Here is a 17,982-nt window from a genome sequence, read left to right on the forward strand (position 1 = left end):
TTGTTGAAACAGAGGCGGTCGTACCGTTATCACGCTTGAGGAGTACGTATGTCGTATTCAAAATTAGGTGGAACCACGAATTTTTCGTCCTAGTATCTGTATAGATACTAGGATTTTTTTATTGGTGGCGAAGCTAAAAACAGAAATTTAAAGGAGGAACCCCTATGATAAAAATGACATTTCCTGATGGTGCAGTCAAAGAGTTTGCGCCAGGGATCACTACTGCAGAAATTGCAGAAAGTATTTCTAAAAGTTTAGCAAAGAAAGCCTTGGCTGGAAAAGTGAATGGCGAACTGATCGACTTGAACCGCGGGATCGAAGAGGATGGCTCGATCGAGATCGTGACACCTGATCATGAAGACGCACTTGGTTTGGTTCGTCACTCAAGTGCTCACTTGATGGCACAAGCTATGCGCCGTCTATATCCAAATATCCACTTTGGTGTAGGACCAGCAATCGATTCAGGGTTTTACTACGATACAGACAATGGTGAAAGCCAAGTCAGTGCCGAAGATCTACCAGCGATCGAAGCGGAAATGATGGCAATCGTCAAAGAAAACTTGCCGATCGAACGTCGTGTGTTATCAAAACAAGAAGCATTAGAAATCTTTGCAAGTGATCCTTACAAAGTGGAATTGATCAGTGAATTACCAGAAGACGAAGTAATCACGGCTTACCAACAAGGAGAGTTCATCGACTTATGCCGTGGCCCACATGTCCCTTCAACTGGTCGGATCCAAGTCTTCAAATTATTATCTGTAGCAGGAGCTTACTGGCGTGGAAATTCAAATAACCAAATGATGCAACGTGTTTATGGAACAGCATTTTTTGATAAAAAGGCGTTAAAAGAGTTTATCCAAATGCGCGAAGAAGCTAAAGAAAGAGACCATCGCAAATTAGGAAAAGAATTAGAATTATTCATGGTAGCACCTGAAGTTGGTTCTGGTTTACCTTTCTGGTTACCAAAAGGTGCAACGATCCGTCGTACGATCGAACGTTACATCGTAGACAAAGAAATCAGTTTAGGCTATCAACATGTGTATACACCGATCATGGGGGACGTAGAGTTATACAAAACTTCAGGCCACTGGGATCATTACCAAGAAGATATGTTCCCACCAATGGATATGGGAGATGGCGAGATGCTCGTGCTACGCCCAATGAACTGCCCACATCATATGATGGTCTACAAAAATACGATCCATTCTTACCGTGAGTTACCGATCCGTATCGCAGAACTTGGTATGATGCACCGTTATGAAAAATCAGGTGCGTTGTCTGGATTACAACGTGTACGTGAAATGACATTGAATGACGGACACACATTCGTTCGTCCTGATCAGATCAAAGATGAATTCAAACGTACGCTGGAGTTGATGGTCGCAGTTTACGCTGATTTCAATATTACAGACTATCGCTTCCGTTTAAGTTACCGTGATCCAAACAACACAGACAAATATTTTGACGATGATGCCATGTGGGAGAAAGCACAGATCATGTTAAAAGCTGCGATGGATGAAATGGAACTTGACTATTTCGAAGCGGAAGGAGAAGCAGCCTTCTATGGACCAAAATTAGATGTCCAAGTTAAAACAGCATTGGGAACAGAAGAAACATTATCAACGATCCAATTAGACTTCTTGTTACCAGAACGCTTTGATTTAACTTATGTAGGAGAAGATGGCGAAAATAATCATCGCCCGGTCGTTATCCACCGAGGCATCGTTTCAACAATGGAACGCTTTGTGGCATACTTAACAGAAGTATACAAAGGCGCATTCCCAACTTGGTTGGCACCGATCCAAGCAACGATCATCCCAGTTTCAGTTGATGCTCATTCAGATTACGCTTATGAAATCAAAGAACGTCTACAAATGAAAGGCTTACGTGTAGAAGTCGACGATCGCAATGAAAAAATGGGCTATAAGATCCGTGCTTCACAAACGCAAAAAATCCCATACCAAATCGTAGTTGGGGATAAAGAAGTGGCAGATGCAACAGTCAATATCCGCCGATACGGTAGTAAAGAAACTGCCGTAGAGGACTTGAATATCTTTGTCGATGCGATGGCAGAAGAGGTTCATAATTACAGCCGTTAAGACGAGTTCGTAAGAGAACCAACGCCTAATTTAATAAAAACAGGAAGGACAACAAAGAATTGTTCCTTCCTGTTTTTTTATGAGGCACTCATTACATACGTCAAAACGCTTGATCATGCTAAAATAAAAGTATTAGATAAATAAGGGGGAACGTAGAGAATGTATCAACCGATCCAACCTCATCATCTGTTTCATCAAGCATATGAAGAAAAAATACATTATAAAGAAACGGTTCTCCCAGACTTAGCAGATGTCTTGGTGTGTATGTGGGAGTCTATTTCATTTGACTTTAGCGGTACGGTCAAGGATGTGATCATCGCCGATGGTTGCATTGATTTAATTGTCAATGTCTTGGATCAATCTATTTTTTATACCGGTTCAAGTAAAACGGACTTCAACTTTCTCTCAAGGTTTCCCGAACACTATATTGGTTTTCGCTTAAAGCCAGGCGCTTTTTCTGCCTTAACTGGTCGAGAGGCAACAGCAGCGATGGATCAAGTGTTGTTCATTGAAGAAGTAGATGTTGGGTTTGATACAACCCTTCTTTTTACGCTCACGATTGAAGAAATGAAAGAATCGCTGATCAGCTATTTATCCGGATTAGCCAAATGTATCTCTTCGACGGAATACATTCAGTTATTTGAAAAACTATATATAAAAAAATTAGCTTCCCCACAAGCATTATACGAATATATGAGACTTAGTCCAAGGCATGTCCAACGGCTATTCAAAAAGCATTACGGTCTCACCCCACAATTGGCTCTATCGACCATAAAATTTCATCATAGTTTGACCATTTTATTAAAACAACCTGCCGATCGAAGGGAGCTTGTTGGAAATTATTATGACCAGTCCCATTTTATCAATGAGTTCAAAAAAAATATTGGCCTCACACCCATTGAGTTTGTTAAGTTGAGTGAGCAGCGAAAAATGTCGCTTCTATCCAATACGTTACTAACCTAAGTTGCTACAATAAAACTAACTTAAAAAAGGAGTGGTCAATAGATGAACTTTAATCAGGCAAAAATCGGGTTGTTGATTCAAAAAGATTATGGGGAATGTTATGATTTTTACACAAAAAAATTAGGATTGGTTCCTACATGGGGAGATCGAAAAGGTCCGTATACGTCATTTGCTATGGCAAAAGGAGAACCTAACTGTTTTGATATGACGTTAGCAAAAGAAATGTCTTTGGTCAAAGGGTATATACAGTCTGCTAAAAATGGAATATCTGATACAGTGGTGATCACATTACCTACGAAGGATATCCAAAAGGACTATGCGAAGTTAACCGCCAACGGTGTCACTTTTTTAGGTGAACCTCAGAAAATAGAGGCTTGGGGAGGATTTACCAGTGCCTACTTTAGAGACCCAGAAGGCAATTTGTTTGAACTGAATGATGGATATTAGTTTCTTTTTATATGTTGCTTCTTTCTTTTTTATTTTGTTTTTTATAGCTGGTTCTGTGAAATTCCATAAATGATAAGTCAAAAGAAACCAAGATAAGGGTGTGACATGTTGCCACTTATACCTTGGCTTCTTTTTTTAGCGATTGATTTTTAGGAATAACAGTAATCGGTTGAGCAGGCAGAGAACAAAGGATATTCTCTATTTTCTTGTTTAGTATGAGAATTGTTTGCCTTTGAGTATGATATAATGACATAGACATTTAGAAAAAGGGATGTGTATGAGATGAGCGTAGTGAGTCGCATTGAAAGTATGATGAATGACTATTCTTCTGCCGAAAGAAAACTAGCAGATTATATCGTAACACATGTAGAAAAAATACCAACGATGACAGCCAATGAGCTAGCAGAAGCGGCGGGCCTAAGCGCTCCCACAGTTGTTCGTTTCTCCAAAAAACTTGGCTTTCAAAGTTTAACGGATTTTAAAATCACTATTTCCACCGAACTACAAGCAGGTATCGTGGAAGGATTCAGTGATATTGAACCAAATGAATCATTTTATTCGATCAAACATAAATTAGGGAATAATGCGCAAGTGGCGATCAAAGAAACCGTGGATATTTTAGAAGAAGAGATGATCCAACGTGTCGTTGAGCGTCTGGAAGAAGCACAAACAGTTTATCTATATGGTGTGGGCGCATCTTCTTTAGTGGTTGAGGATATCCTCCAAAAATGGTCACGTGTAGGAAAACCAATCATTTTTGAAAAAGACATCCACGTCTTATTGCCACAATTAGTGAGTAATGAGACCAAAAAAGTCCTATGGCTTGTCTCTAACTCAGGAAACAGCAAAGAAGTGGTGATGATCGGACAGTTAGCCAAAGAAATGGGTATCGATGTTATCGCATTGACTCAATTTGGAAATAACCGATTAAGTAAATTGGCCGATGTCGTTGTCCAGACATCAAGACCAAAAGAAATCACGAACCGAAGTGCAGCAACTAACTCATTATTGGCTCAATTTGCAACGATTGATATCATTTTTTATCTTTATATGGCAAAGAATGAAAAATTAACGGAGAAAGTCACTCAAACCAAAGAAGTGATCAAAAATTATGTCAAACAAAAATGAAATAACAGATGATAGTTTTCCACAATGTCATATTTGTTTCCATTGTTTCACAGTAAAAGAAAACTTTATTTTCAAAAATAACCATATTTTTTAAAGTTTTTTAGAATCCATTTGTGTGATACATTGCTTGTTTGTGAAACAAACTAGTCTTTTTTGGGTCGAGAATTAAAGAATTTCTTGCGGATCAGGATTTTACTTTTTAATTTTGTTTTTTTTAGGTACAATGGAGCCTATAAGTAGGCGAAAAAGAAGGAATGATGAAAAGTTTTATGAAAAAAAATACAAATAATTCTTGGTTAGATCGAATAAAAAAAGGAACACAAGAACCAAAAAATAAAACGTTTCGACGTTCACATGTTCCCTTTCGTTTAAATTTCCTTTTTTTCATTATATTTACGTTGTTCGTGTCATTGATTGCTCGATTAGGTTATTTGCAGATCGTAAACAGTGAGGAACTAGAAGCAAAAGTCAAATCATCTTCGTCTCTAACGGTACAAGTAAGTTCACCCCGAGGCATGATCTATGATGCCACTGGGAAAGCTTTGGTGACAAATCAAGCCAACCAAGCAATCACATTCACGAGAGGCAGAAATATGACAGCGGAGGATTTGCTGAAAACAGCAAATACCTTGACACAGTTGATCGATATGCCAGTGGATGAAAACTTGACTACACGTGATAAGAAGGATTTTTGGTTAGCAGACCCCGATCATTTGAAAGCTGCGACTGAACGCCTATCGGCAAAAGAAAAAAGCTTGAGCACGAGTGAACAATACCAAGCAACTGTAGATAAAGTGACAGATGAGGAAATCAATTTCAATGAGGAACAATTGAAAGCAGCAACGATTTTTAAACGAATGAATAATGCTTATGAATTGAATACAGTTTTCATCAAAAATTCTGGTGTTACAGATCAAGAATTGGCGATTGTGGCAGAACATGCATCAGACCTGCCAGGTGTTTCAACAGGAACTGACTGGGTACGTCAGTATAATGCGGCGGATTCCATCAAGAGTATTCTAGGAAGCGTAACGTCAGAAAAACAAGGCTTACCTGCCGATCAAGTAGAAGAATTCTTGGCAAAAGGCTACTCACGTAATGACCGAGTAGGCCAAAGCTATTTAGAAAAACAATATGAAGATGTCTTGCAAGGAACAAAGACTCAATATGAAATCACTTTAGATAACAATGGAAATGTCATCCAACAAAAAGAGTTGTATGCAGGAGAAAAAGGATCGAATTTGATGTTATCGATCAATGCAGAGTTCCAAGCGAAGGTCGAAGAAATTCTTAGAAACAATTATCAAAAATTAGTCGATAATGGAAAAGCCCAATACTCACCAGGTGCGTATGTAGTCGCGATGAATCCTCAAACGGGTGAAGTATTAGCGATGACGGGTTTCAGCCATGAGCAAGGCTCAAAAGAGTTGACTGAAAATGCCCTTGGTACGATCACGAATGCCTTTGTTCCAGGATCTGTTGTAAAGGCAGGTACGTTAGCCGCCGGTTGGCAAAGTGGCGTGATCAGCGGTAATCAAGTATTAGTAGATGAACCAATTCGATTACAGGGCTCTTCAGAAAAAAGTTCCGTCTTCAATCGTACTGGATCTGTACCGTTGGATGTGGTCCAAGCGTTAGAGCTTTCATCAAATACCTATATGATCAAAGTAGCGTTGAAGATGCTAGGGTTAGAGTACGTACCAAATATGGGCTTACCTAGTCTAAGTGAAGAGGCACAAGCGTATGAACAATTGCGTGACGGCTTTAAACAATTTGGACTTGGAACAGTCACAGGGATCGATTTACCAAATGAGTCTGCGGGGATCTCACACTCTGTTGAATACATGAAGAAATTCAATGCAGACAACGGACAAGACTGGTTCACACCAGGAAACTTTACTGACTTGGCATTTGGCCAGTTCGATACGTATACCCCGATCCAGTTAGCGCAATATGCTGCAACGGTGGCGAACGGTGGAAAAAGAATCCAACCACGCATTGTCAAAGGCATTTACGGAAACGACGAGAATGGTAACTTAGGTGAAGTGAAAAAAGAGATGGAACCAGTTGTCGAAAATACAGTAGACGTGTCTCCTGAAGAGATGGCCCTTTTACGTGAAGGATTCCATCAAGTAGTCCATGGAACAAATAACTACACGACTGCTCGATCATTAGCAGATGCAAAAATGGATCTTTCTGCTAAAACAGGGACAGCCGAAACAGTCGCTGAAGGTCATCCCGATATCGTAACAGTCAATAGTAATATCGTGGCCTACGGACCAACAGAAAATCCTGAGATTGCGGTAAGTGTTGTCTTACCAAACCTGCTAGATGAAAAAGACCATATGAATTCGGTCATAGCCAAAGAGATCATGAATGCTTATTACGATATGTTCATGGCAAACAGATAACAGAGGTCAGAGCAGAAGTATTTAGCCTCAAGAAATAAGGCGTCATCCACAAAGATTTTGTGGATGGCGCCTTATTTTCGAAGAGCTTACTTCTGCTCCCTCTGTTTATTTGGTTTTAAGTGGTGCGAGAGGACGAATGCCCCAGATGGATTTTTTATAATGAAAGTAATTTTTCAAGGTAATTCGCCAAACCGTCTTCTTCATTTGTTTGCTCAGTGACATCGTTGGCTACGCCTTTTAGTTGCTCAGTCCCATTAGCCATTGCCACACCCCAGCCCGCATATTCAAGAAGTTCTAAGTCATTGTGTTCATCACCAAAAGCAATCACATCTTTTTGTTCGATCGATAGATAATTCGCTACTTGATGGATTCCTTTCGCTTTTTCGATCCCTTTTGAAACAATCTCCAGTATCGCCATTGGGCCACCCCAAGTCCTTACATCGACATGCTTCCCAAATTGACGTGTTAGTTCGGCAGAAACTTGTTCAGCATATTGTTTTTCTGTACGTACCAATAAGGACGTAGGGTTAGTTGTTAGATTTCGTGGAGACAGTAGGTTTTCTGGTTTAGGATTTGGTGAAGCAAAGAATTTTGCGTCAAAAAAATCAAAAGTATCGATAAAGAAAGTGTCGCGATTCTCCGCAGCAATAAAATCTAGATTCAATTGATTTTTTTGCGCTAAGATCTCAAAAACAATCTCTTTATTGATCAATGTTTCTTGCTCCCCAGCCCATTGTTGGTTTGGGATATGCACAAGCGCACCGTTAAAGTTGACCATCGGTGTTGTCAATTCTAACTGTTGATAATATTGATAACTCATTCGATAAGGACGTCCGGTTGCAATACTGACATGATGGCCAGCATCAATGGCTTTTCTCAATGTTTCTTGGGTTTTAGAAGTAATGATCGACTCAGGATTCAACGTTGTTCCATCCAAGTCGATCGCAATCAATTTTTTGTTCAATGCTGTCATTCCTTTCAAACAACGATTTGTTTTAGTCTAGCATATTTCAATGAATAAACAAGGTGCAGATCTTTCTGAAAAATAATTGCTTTGAAGCAAAAATAGAAAATAAGAAACGAAATCAACCTAAACACGAACATTAAAAGATTAAAATGGTATTTCATAAAGATTTATGTTGAAAAACGAATGAAATGTCTATATAATTTATAAATGTTCGACGGAAAATTATATTTGGATTTATTTTTACATATTATATAGTCCGTTAGAAAAAATCAGGGAGTGGAAATTTTTATGGAAAAGTTTTTCCAACTAAAGAAAAATAATACAAATGTACCAACAGAAATAATGGCGGGTGTCACGACATTTTTTGCCATGAGTTATATATTATTTGTTAATCCGACGATCTTGTCAGCTGCTGGCATGCCATTTCAGGCAGTCTTTTTAGCGACGATCATTGCTTCGATCATCGGTACTTTAGTTATGGGATTATTTGCTAATGTGCCGTATGCACAAGCCCCTGGAATGGGTTTGAATGCTTTCTTCACGTTTACAGTTGTTTTTGGATTAGGTTATTCTTGGCAAGAAGCATTAGCCATGGTCTTTATTTGTGGGTTGATCAATGTATTTATTACAGTAACAAATATTCGGAAAATGATCATCCATGCCATTCCTGAGAGTTTACAACATGCAATTGGCGGTGGTATCGGAATTTTTGTTGCATACGTTGGGATCAAAAATGCTGGCTTTTTGTCTTTTTCTGCAGATCAATCAGCGATTTCTAGCTCTGTGGTTGACAACGGTCAAGTAACCAACGTGACCATCAATGGTGGCATCGTTCCAGAACTTGCAAACTTCAATAATGCGCCAATCTTATTAGCAGTCATCGGGCTAGTATTGACAGCGATTTTAGTGGTTAAAAATATCCGTGGCGCGATCTTGATCGGGATCGTTGTAACGACGATCATCGGGATTTTGATGGGGGTCGTTGATCTAGGAGCGATCGACTGGGAACAAAATTCTTTGGGGAATTCGATCAATGAACTGGGAACAACCTTTGGTGCGGCATTCGGTGCGGAAGGGATGCAATCATTATTTAGTGATAGCTCTAAGATTCCACAAGTACTGATGACGATCATCGCATTTAGTTTATCCGATACATTTGATACGATCGGAACATTCATCGGTACCGGTAGACGTACAGGAATCTTCTCTAAAGAAGATGAAGAAGCTTTAGAAGACGGTCGAGGATTTAGAACAAAAATGGATAAAGCGTTGTTTGCTGATGCAATCGCCACATCGATCGGTGCGATTTTTGGAACATCGAATACTACGACTTATGTTGAATCGGCAGCTGGAATCGGTGCTGGTGGACGTACAGGTTTGACTTCAGTCGTCGTAGCTGCATTATTTGCTTTGAGTAGTTTATTCTCTCCACTGATTGCTATTGTACCGGCACAAGCGACTGCACCAGCATTGATCTTAGTTGGTGTGATGATGATGGCTTCGTTTGCTGATATCAATTGGTTAGATATGGAAGAAGCATTACCTGCCTTTTTTGCTTCGATCTTCATGGGATTAGCTTACAGCATCTCATACGGAATCGCTGCTGGATTTATCTTCTATACGATCATGAAAGTAGTCAAAGGCAAAACTAGTGAGATTTCATTTGCTTTATGGGTTGTTGATATTTTATTCATCCTCAACTTCGTTATTTTAGCAATCATTTAAATGACAAAAAATAGGGGTAAAGAGTAAGCTAACTCTTTGCTTCTATTTTTTTGGTATTCTTCCTCTTTTGCAAAAACGAACGATACCGGCACATACGTTGCACACACGTACAAAAATAGGTATGATAATAGAGACGAAAGAAGGGTGATAGATGAAGGTTCAATGGAGAAAAAATTTATTCGTAGCTTGGATAGGCTGCTTTTTTACTGGTTCAAGTATCAGTTTAGTCATGCCGTTCATTCCAGTTTACGTCGAACAACTAGGTACACCTAAGGATCAAATTGAATTATTTTCAGGATTAGCGATTTCAGTAACAGCCTTTGCTGCGGCGATCGTTGCGCCTATTTGGGGAAATCTAGCCGATCGAAAAGGACGAAAAATGATGATGATCCGGGCAGCAGCCGGTATGACGATCACTATGGGATCACTAGCTTTTGTCCCAAATGCTTATTGGCTTTTAGTCATGCGTTTCTTTAATGGGATTTTATCTGGATACATACCTAATGCGACAGCGATGATTGCTTCACAAGCGCCTAAAGAGAAAAGTGGTTGGGCGTTAGGCACGCTTTCTACTGGGGCAGTGGCAGGGACGCTGATTGGTCCGTCAATGGGAGGCGCTTTGGCGCAATGGTTCGGAATGGAAAATGTTTTTTTGATTACTGGAGGGTTATTACTGATCACCACGATCTTAACGATTTTCATGGTAAAAGAAGATTTCCAACCGGTAGAGAAAAAAGATATGATCAGTACCAAAGAAGTTTTTGCTAAAATGGATCACTTCTCTGTGTTGGTCGGTTTATTTGTTACTACTCTAATCTTACAATTAGGGATTACCACGATCAGTCCAATCTTGACATTGTACATTCGGGAATTGAGTGGTGATACATCAAATATCTTATTTGTTAGTGGATTGATTGTTTCAGTATCAGGTGTTTCAGCAGTATTTTCTTCTCCAAGACTGGGGAAATTAGGGGATAAGATAGGAAATCAGAAGGTGCTGTTAGCAGGTTTGGTACTTTCGTTTTGTTGTTACTTACCAATGGCATTTGTGACTACGCCCTTACAATTAGGGATCTTACGTTTTATATTAGGTTTTTCGACAGGTGCGTTGATGCCATCAATCAATACATTGATCAGCAAGATCACACCAGAAGAAGGTGTCAGTCGAGTATATAGCTATAACCAAATGTTTACGAACTTTGGTCAAGTACTAGGACCGATGTTAGGTTCGACAGTCGCTCATGCGTACAATTACAGTACAGTGTTTATTGTGACTAGTCTCTTTGTTCTGACGAATATTCTTTTATCACTATTTAATTTTAGAAAAGTACTTCATCAAAAACTATGATCAAGAAAAAAACAGATTGGAGTATTTCTCCAATCTGTTCGGCTTTTATGAATGTGAAGCGGACGAAGTTTCTTTTTTAGGTGTTGCAACAGCGCTGATCAAAATGACGATCAATCCTGCAACCAATGAAATAATAGTCGTCATGGTAAAATCATATGGGCTACTAGACAATGCACCACCGATATAGCCAACCACTTGACCTAAAATGACTGCCCAAAATAATGTGACGATATATCGCATATCAAACACCTCTTTTCTAAGTTCAGTTTACCAGATTTTTTTTGAATGTAAAGGGAGAAACAGGCATTCAACGTCAGTGGATAGTATAAAAAGTATAAATCGTTCGTCGGATGAAAAAGCATGAAGAAAGACGAATACACGTAACCAGTCATACAAGATAACGAGTTGATGTTACGAATATTCCCCTAAAAAGAAAGTGAATGGAAAAGGTGGTATGTAAAAATGTTTCTTCCACAACTTTATACGATCACCTCGTATTCTTTGTTGCAAAGTACGATTCGCATAAACGAATACGTTCGAGAAGCAAAGAAACTAGGCTATCAGACATTAGCAATCACAGATAAGGATGTGCTATCTGGGGCAGCGGAATTTTACCGCATCTGTATGAATGAAAAAATACAACCAATTATTGGACTGAACTTGACCTACCAGTTTCAAGAACGTCATTATGAGTTACTACTCTACGCAAAAGATAGAATCGGCTACCAACAATTGATCAAGCTCTCAAGCAAGAAAATGATCCGAGAAAAAATCGAGCTTCACGAGATCGATGAACTCGATCATTTGCTTGTCGTTTTACCAACCAAAAAATCGATTGCTGATGACTACGGTGTGTCAGCATCATTTGATAGCCATTGGCAAAGCTTGCAAGAAAAAATAGCATCTTCTCATCTTTATGTAGGTGTCACAGAAGAAACGCCCCTAGAAGCTCCAGAATGGCTCGCTTATTTACGAGCAAATCAATTTCAACTTTGTGCAGTACATCCGATTGCTAGTTTGCACCAAGAGGAACTTTTTTCTTTGGAAACAATGAAACATCTGCGTGAAGGAACGCAACTCTCTTTTGATGAAGTACGACAAACGACTCGTGATTCAGCAACAGGTTTTTTACTTCCCGAAGCAGAATTACGACAAAGATTCATAAACGCAGGATTGGAAGAAGCGTTGAACCATGCGCAACAATTAGCTAAAACAGTAACTTTTGAATTTCAGTTCCATCAGAAATTACTACCACATTATCCGGTACCAGAAAATCGAGGTGCAGGAGAGTATTTACAGGAACTTTGTCAGAAGCAATTAGGCAAGCGTGTGGAAAAGATCACTGCAGCTTATCAAGAGCGCTTAGATTATGAACTGTCAGTGATCCACCAGATGGGATTTGATGATTATTTCTTGATCGTTTGGGATGTTATGGCTTTTGCTCATAAAAACAACATCGTTACTGGTGCTGGCCGTGGTTCAGCTGCGGGGTCATTAGTCGCCTATGTGTTGGAGATCACAGATGTAGATCCATTGGAGTACGACTTGCTATTTGAACGTTTTTTGAATCCAGAACGATACACGATGCCAGATATCGATCTAGACATTCCTGATAATCGCAGAGAAGAAGTGCTGATTTATGTTCGTGAGAAATATGGTCAATACCATATGGCACAAATCGCCACGTTTGGAACCATGGCAGCTAAAATGGTGCTAAGAGACGTGGCACGTGTCTTTGGCCTTTCACAAAGCGAAGCAAATCGTTGGTCTAAAGCGATTCCTAATCAATTGAAAATGACGTTGAATGAGGCTTATCGAACTTCTAACAAGCTGGTTGAATTAGTACAAGCGAGTGAAAAAAATCAATTGTTGTTCCATACTGCAAAAATACTTGAAGGTTTGCCAAGACACGTTTCTACTCATGCAGCTGGTGTCGTTTTAAGTGATAAGAATCTACTAGAGTTAGTTCCTTTACAAAAAGGATCAGATGAAGCATATTTGACTCAGTATACAATGAATGATGTCGAAGCTATTGGGTTGTTAAAAATGGATTTTCTTGGATTAAGAAATCTGTCTATTATCGATTACACAGTGAAAGCAATCAAACGTGTCGAAAACAAAGATATCGAGCTCAAAGAAATTCCATTAGATGATCCTAAAACTTTACAGCTTTTCCAACGTGGCGAAACAACAGGGGTCTTTCAATTCGAATCTGCAGGGATTCGGAATGTCCTGCGGAGATTAGGACCAGAAAACATTGAAGACATTGCCGCTGTCAACGCCTTGTATCGTCCTGGACCAATGCAAAATATCGATACATTTATCGCTCGTAAGAAAGGGAAGGAAAGAATCCATTATCCCGACGATTCACTGCAACCGATTTTGAAAAATACGTATGGCGTCATTGTGTATCAGGAACAAATTATGCAGATTGCTTCAACCATGGCTGGATTTTCGCTTGGACAAGCGGATATTTTGAGGCGAGCAATCAGTAAAAAGAAAAAAGACGTGATTGATCAAGAAAGAGATCATTTTGTTCAAGGTGCCAACCAACAAGGGTACAGTAAGGAAAAGGCCAATGAAGTGTACGAATATATCGAACGCTTTGCTAACTATGGGTTCAATCGCTCCCATGCGTTTGCTTACTCCTTTGTTGGCTTTCAAATGGCCTATCTCAAAGTTCATCACCCTGGTGCATTTTTTATGAGTTTGATGAATTCCGTCCGTCACAACACGGCAAAGTTGAAAGAGTATATTGCTGAGGCAAAAAAATATAAAATAAAGCTGACCCCTCCTTCGATCAATCAAAGTTTTTATGGTTTTGAGCTGACGGATAAAGAAACCATCCGTTTTGGATTGACAGCAATCAAAGGTGTTCGTCGAGATTTTGTTGAGGAGATCATTCGTGAACGAAAAGAAGATGGTCCATTCCGTTCTGTTGATCAGTTTCTGATTCGTATCAATAAACGTTGGCTCAAATTGGAGTTGCTACAAACATTAGTTGCATCAGGTGTTTTTGATGAATTAGTAGGAAACCGCAGACAGTTGATGTTGGATCTGGAAGGTAAGATCCAAAACATCTTATATAGTGGTGGTAGTTTAGACCTTTTAGATATCATGGCTTTAAAAGAGGAAGAAGTCGCAGATTATAGCCTCGAAGAGAAGCTTCAATTAGAAGAAGAGCATTTAGGTGTCTATTTATCTGGTCATCCAACGGAAGGGTATGAGCGACTTAAATTAGCAAAAAAAGTCCATTTAGTCACAGAAATCGTACCTAAACAAGCCACAAATGTTTTAGTGATGGTCAAAGAGGTAAGAGAGATCCGTACGAAAAAAGGAGCGTTGATGGCTTTTGTCAGCGGGACAGATAGTAGTGGAGAAATAGCCATTACCGTTTTTCCAGAGCTGTATCGACAAGCGCGTCCATTATTCAAAGAAAATCAAGTGATTTTCATGCAAGGACGTTCAGAAATCAGTAAATACAATCAAGAATTGCAGTTGATTGCAGAAGTAGTCGCTGATCCTGAAGAATTGCAACAGCAGTATCCAGAACAAACGTGTTATTTGAGAATCAGGGAAGAGGCAGATCAACCAGATACGATGAAGCAACTGCAAGAATTGTTCAAAAAATACCCAGGATATATTCCTGTTGTCATGTATCATGAAAAAGACCAACGAAAAGTTGTGTTATCTGAAGCCTTTTGGCTCGATGGTTCAGACAGTCTCAAGAAGCAATTAGCTTACCTTTTAAATGAAGAAAATGTTGTTTTCAAATAACTTACGGTAAAAGATACTATTTGCTTTCATTTTTTTTCATTTTTTTATCAGGAAATCAAGACAAGTGAGCAAAATAATGTTAGAATGTTAGTCGTGGTTAATACAAAGAAGGTTATAAACCTAAGTCTTGCTTAGGATAAAGTAATTTAATGAGGTGAAGATGAATATGAAACGCATCGGAATTTTGACTAGTGGTGGAGATGCTCCTGGGATGAATGCAGCAGTTCGTGCAGTCGTTCGTAAAGGTATATATGAAGGATTGGAAGTTTACGGGATCAATTATGGTTTTGCTGGATTAGTTGCCGGAGATATCCGTCGATTAGATGTTGCAGATGTCGGTGATAAGATCCAACGCGGGGGTACATTCTTATACTCTGCACGTTATCCTGAATTTGCAACAGAAGAAGGACAATTAAAAGGAATCGAACAATTGAAAAAATTCGGTATCGAAGGTCTTGTCGTGATCGGTGGCGATGGTTCTTACCATGGCGCGATGGCTTTGACTAAACGTGGTTTCCCAGCAGTGGGTGTACCAGGTACGATCGATAACGATATTCCAGGAACTGATTTTACGATCGGTTTTGATACAGCAATCAACACAGTATTAGAATCAATCGACCGTATCCGCGACACAGCAACTTCACACGTTCGTACGTTCGTGATCGAAGTAATGGGACGTAATGCTGGAGATATCGCTTTATGGTCAGGTGTTGCTGGTGGAGCGGATGAGATCATCATCCCTGAGCATGATTTTGATATGGCAGTTGTTGCCAAAAAAATCCAAGATGGCCGCGATCGTGGCAAAAAACATTGCTTGATCATTTTGGCAGAAGGCGTAATGGGCGGAAACGAATTTGCAGAAAAATTGTCAGAATATGGCGATTATCATACACGTGTATCGATCTTAGGACACGTTGTACGTGGTGGTTCACCAACTGCACGCGACCGTGTATTAGCAAGTAAATTTGGCGCACATGCTGTTGAATTATTGCAACAAGGAAAAGGTGGTTTGTGTATCGGTATTCGCGACAACGATATCGTTGAGGCTGATATCATCGACACACTAGAAAATAACAAACACCAACCAGATTTATCATTATATGACTTGAACAACTCACTTTCTTTCTAAATAAAGAAAAGTAGTCAGATAAATCAATAGATATATATGGGAGTGGGAAGCAGGTCTTCCCAATATCTAACAGATATTTAAGCTTTGAATGGCTTTAAATAAACAATTTGAATGGGAGAGTTTTGTAAAATGAAAAAAACGAAAATCGTTAGTACATTAGGACCAGCCAGTAATTCAGTAGAAACTATTTCTAAATTGATTGAATCTGGAGCAAATGTCTTCCGCTTCAACTTTTCACATGGTGATCATGAAGAACAATTATCACGTATGGTAATGGTTCGCGAAGCAGTGAAGAAAACTGGTAAAGATGTCGGCATTCTTTTAGATACAAAAGGTGCAGAAATCCGTACAACAGTTCAAGGCACAACTGAAGAAGATTTTGGCCGTGCAGGCTACATCAAATTTGAAGTTGGCGACAAAACACGTATCTCAATGGACCCTGAACATGTAGGTTCAAAAGAAAAAATCGCAGTGACTTATCCAGGTCTTTTTGAAGACGTTCATGTAGGTGGACATATCTTATTCGATGATGGTTTGATCGACATGGAAATCATTGAAAAAGATGAAGCAACACGTGAATTAGTAGTAGAAGTAAAAAATGCAGGTATGCTAGGATCACGTAAAGGTGTTAACGCACCAGGCGTTTCAATCAGCTTGCCAGGTATCACACCAAAAGATGCAGACGATATCCGCTTCGGACTAGATAACGACATCGACTTCATCGCTGCAAGTTTTGTTCGTAAAGCACAAGACGTATTAGATATTCGTGAAATTTTAGAAGAAAAAGACATGACACATGTTCAAATCTTCCCTAAAATCGAATCTCAAGAAGGTATCGACAACATTGATGAAATCATCAAAGTTTCTGATGGTATCATGATTGCTCGTGGAGACATGGGTGTTGAGATCCCTGCTGAATTAGTACCAATGGTTCAAAAACGTATCATCAAAAAATGTAACGCTGCGGGTATCCCAGTAATCACTGCAACACAAATGTTAGAATCAATGCAAGAAAACCCACGTCCAACACGTGCGGAAGCATCTGACGTTGCCAATGCAGTATTTGACGGAACAGACGCAACAATGTTATCAGGTGAATCAGCAAATGGTGACTATCCTGTTGAAGCTGTTGCAACAATGGCTCGTATCGACCAACAAGCTGAATTAGCATTAGCAGAATTAGGTTCATTCCAATTAAATGAATTTGACAAAACTGATGTAACAGAAACAATCGGTCTATCAGTGGCACGTGCTGCGAAAAACTTAGGCGTAAAAACAATCGTTGCTGCAACTGAATCTGGTTATACAGCAAAAATGATTTCTAAATACCGTCCAGATGCTGATATCTTAGCTGTCACATTTGACGAACGCACAAAACGCGGTTTGATGCTTAACTGGGGTGTTTATCCAACAGTTGCAGAAAAACCAACAACAACAGACGAAATGTTTGAATTAGCTGCGAAAAAAGCAGTCGAATTAGGTTTCGCTTCAGAAGGTGACTTGATCTTGATCACTGCTGGTGTACCAGTAGGTGAACGTGGAACAACAAACGTAATGAAGATTCAAATGATTGGTTCAAAATTGCTTGAAGCACAAGGAATTGGTCAACAATCTGTTGTAGCAAACGCTGTAGTTGCTTCATCAGCAGCAGAAGCTATCAAAAAAGCAAAAGATGGTATGGTATTAGTTGTTCCTTCAACTGATAAAGAATTCATGTCTGCAATCGAAAAAGCAGCAGCAGTAGTTGTTGAAGAAGGCGGTTTGACTTCTCACGCAGCAGTTGTGGGAATTGCACAAGATATTCCTGTAATCGTTGGTGCGAAAGATGCAACTTCAACAATCAAAGATGGTGAATTGATCACTGTTGACGCTCGCCGTGGTATCGTTTATCGCGGAGAAACAACAGCAATCTAATCGAAAACAAAATCAAAAAGAGTGTTGAGAGAAATCTCAGCACTCTTTTTTTATCCTGTATTTTGTGTGAGCAA

Annotated in this window: 12 protein-coding genes; 10 read left to right on the forward strand and 2 right to left on the reverse strand. The window is 39.4% G+C overall.

Annotated elements, in window-relative coordinates; translation table 11 throughout:
* Nucleotides 1–164 precede the first annotated feature (164 nt).
* The 5 genes from thrS (at nt 165) to IGJ00_RS05000 (ending at nt 7,048) form a co-directional block, all read left to right on the forward strand.
* Nucleotides 165–2,099, forward strand: a complete 1,935-nt coding sequence (gene thrS, locus IGJ00_RS04980) for a threonine--tRNA ligase (RefSeq protein ID WP_074799751.1) — start codon at nt 165–167, stop codon at nt 2,097–2,099.
* A 159-nt stretch (nt 2,100–2,258) separates the two neighbouring features.
* A complete protein-coding gene (locus IGJ00_RS04985; RefSeq protein ID WP_071866065.1) occupies nt 2,259–3,062 on the forward strand; it encodes an AraC family transcriptional regulator in 804 nt (267 codons plus the stop codon).
* A gap of 42 nt (nt 3,063–3,104) precedes the next feature.
* Entirely contained in the window at nt 3,105–3,509 is a 405-nt protein-coding gene (locus tag IGJ00_RS04990; protein ID WP_071866066.1) for a VOC family protein, read from the forward strand.
* Between the two features lie 282 nt (nt 3,510–3,791).
* Nucleotides 3,792–4,637: a MurR/RpiR family transcriptional regulator gene (locus IGJ00_RS04995; RefSeq protein WP_034688402.1), complete on the forward strand. Its 846-nt coding sequence runs from the start codon at nt 3,792–3,794 to the stop codon at nt 4,635–4,637.
* A gap of 254 nt (nt 4,638–4,891) precedes the next feature.
* Nucleotides 4,892–7,048 (forward strand): peptidoglycan D,D-transpeptidase FtsI family protein, encoded by a 2,157-nt coding sequence (locus IGJ00_RS05000; RefSeq protein ID WP_041684181.1) that lies wholly within the window; start codon nt 4,892–4,894, stop codon nt 7,046–7,048.
* Between the two features lie 154 nt (nt 7,049–7,202).
* On the opposite strand, the gene IGJ00_RS05005 is transcribed toward IGJ00_RS05000, so the two are convergent.
* Nucleotides 7,203–8,012 carry a Cof-type HAD-IIB family hydrolase gene (locus IGJ00_RS05005; RefSeq protein ID WP_010735846.1) on the reverse strand — a complete coding sequence of 270 codons (810 nt, stop codon included), beginning with the start codon at nt 8,010–8,012 and terminating at the stop codon, nt 7,203–7,205.
* A gap of 291 nt (nt 8,013–8,303) precedes the next feature.
* Between IGJ00_RS05005 and IGJ00_RS05010 the strand changes: the two genes are divergently transcribed.
* Both IGJ00_RS05010 and IGJ00_RS05015 read left to right on the forward strand, forming a co-directional pair.
* Nucleotides 8,304–9,740 carry an NCS2 family permease gene (locus tag IGJ00_RS05010; RefSeq protein ID WP_071866067.1) on the forward strand — a complete coding sequence of 479 codons (1,437 nt, stop codon included), beginning with the start codon at nt 8,304–8,306 and terminating at the stop codon, nt 9,738–9,740.
* Nucleotides 9,741–9,891: 151 nt separating this feature from the next.
* Entirely contained in the window at nt 9,892–11,088 is a 1,197-nt protein-coding gene (locus IGJ00_RS05015) for a multidrug efflux MFS transporter (protein ID WP_010735844.1), read from the forward strand.
* Nucleotides 11,089–11,133: 45 nt separating this feature from the next.
* Here IGJ00_RS05015 and IGJ00_RS05020 read toward each other — a convergent pair whose 3' ends face one another.
* On the reverse strand, nt 11,134–11,328 hold the full coding sequence (locus tag IGJ00_RS05020) for a YjzD family protein (RefSeq protein ID WP_010735843.1): 195 nt from the start codon (nt 11,326–11,328) through the stop codon (nt 11,134–11,136).
* Nucleotides 11,329–11,550: 222 nt separating this feature from the next.
* Here IGJ00_RS05020 and dnaE point away from each other — a divergent pair, with 222 nt between their 5' ends.
* The 3 genes from dnaE (at nt 11,551) to pyk (ending at nt 17,908) form a co-directional block, all read left to right on the forward strand.
* Entirely contained in the window at nt 11,551–14,865 is a 3,315-nt protein-coding gene (gene dnaE / locus IGJ00_RS05025) for a DNA polymerase III subunit alpha (protein WP_142432979.1), read from the forward strand.
* A 166-nt stretch (nt 14,866–15,031) separates the two neighbouring features.
* A complete protein-coding gene (pfkA, locus tag IGJ00_RS05030) occupies nt 15,032–15,994 on the forward strand; it encodes a 6-phosphofructokinase (protein WP_034691339.1) in 963 nt (320 codons plus the stop codon).
* Nucleotides 15,995–16,123: 129 nt separating this feature from the next.
* Nucleotides 16,124–17,908 carry a pyruvate kinase gene (gene pyk, locus IGJ00_RS05035; RefSeq protein WP_438844159.1) on the forward strand — a complete coding sequence of 595 codons (1,785 nt, stop codon included), beginning with the start codon at nt 16,124–16,126 and terminating at the stop codon, nt 17,906–17,908.
* The last annotated feature ends 74 nt before the right edge of the window (nt 17,909–17,982 follow it).

Origin of the sequence: Enterococcus sp. AZ062 (genome assembly GCF_051715065.1) — a bacterium.
Lineage (GTDB): Bacteria > Bacillota > Bacilli > Lactobacillales > Enterococcaceae > Enterococcus_B > Enterococcus_B mundtii.

Excerpts from the sequence above, each read along its gene's own strand:
- IGJ00_RS04990 (WP_071866066.1), top strand. The coding sequence starts at position 3,105 with ATGAACTTTAATCAGGCAAAAATCGGGTTGTTGATTCAAAAAGATTAT.
- thrS (WP_074799751.1), top strand. The coding sequence starts at position 165 with ATGATAAAAATGACATTTCCTGATGGTGCAGTCAAAGAGTTTGCGCCA.
- pfkA (WP_034691339.1), top strand. The coding sequence starts at position 15,032 with ATGAAACGCATCGGAATTTTGACTAGTGGTGGAGATGCTCCTGGGATG.
- IGJ00_RS05020 (WP_010735843.1), bottom strand. The coding sequence starts at position 11,328 with ATGCGATATATCGTCACATTATTTTGGGCAGTCATTTTAGGTCAAGTG.
- IGJ00_RS05000 (WP_041684181.1), top strand. The coding sequence starts at position 4,892 with ATGATGAAAAGTTTTATGAAAAAAAATACAAATAATTCTTGGTTAGAT.
- pyk (WP_438844159.1), top strand. The coding sequence starts at position 16,124 with ATGAAAAAAACGAAAATCGTTAGTACATTAGGACCAGCCAGTAATTCA.
- IGJ00_RS05010 (WP_071866067.1), top strand. The coding sequence starts at position 8,304 with ATGGAAAAGTTTTTCCAACTAAAGAAAAATAATACAAATGTACCAACA.
- IGJ00_RS04985 (WP_071866065.1), top strand. The coding sequence starts at position 2,259 with ATGTATCAACCGATCCAACCTCATCATCTGTTTCATCAAGCATATGAA.
- IGJ00_RS05015 (WP_010735844.1), top strand. The coding sequence starts at position 9,892 with ATGAAGGTTCAATGGAGAAAAAATTTATTCGTAGCTTGGATAGGCTGC.
- IGJ00_RS04995 (WP_034688402.1), top strand. The coding sequence starts at position 3,792 with ATGAGCGTAGTGAGTCGCATTGAAAGTATGATGAATGACTATTCTTCT.
- dnaE (WP_142432979.1), top strand. The coding sequence starts at position 11,551 with ATGTTTCTTCCACAACTTTATACGATCACCTCGTATTCTTTGTTGCAA.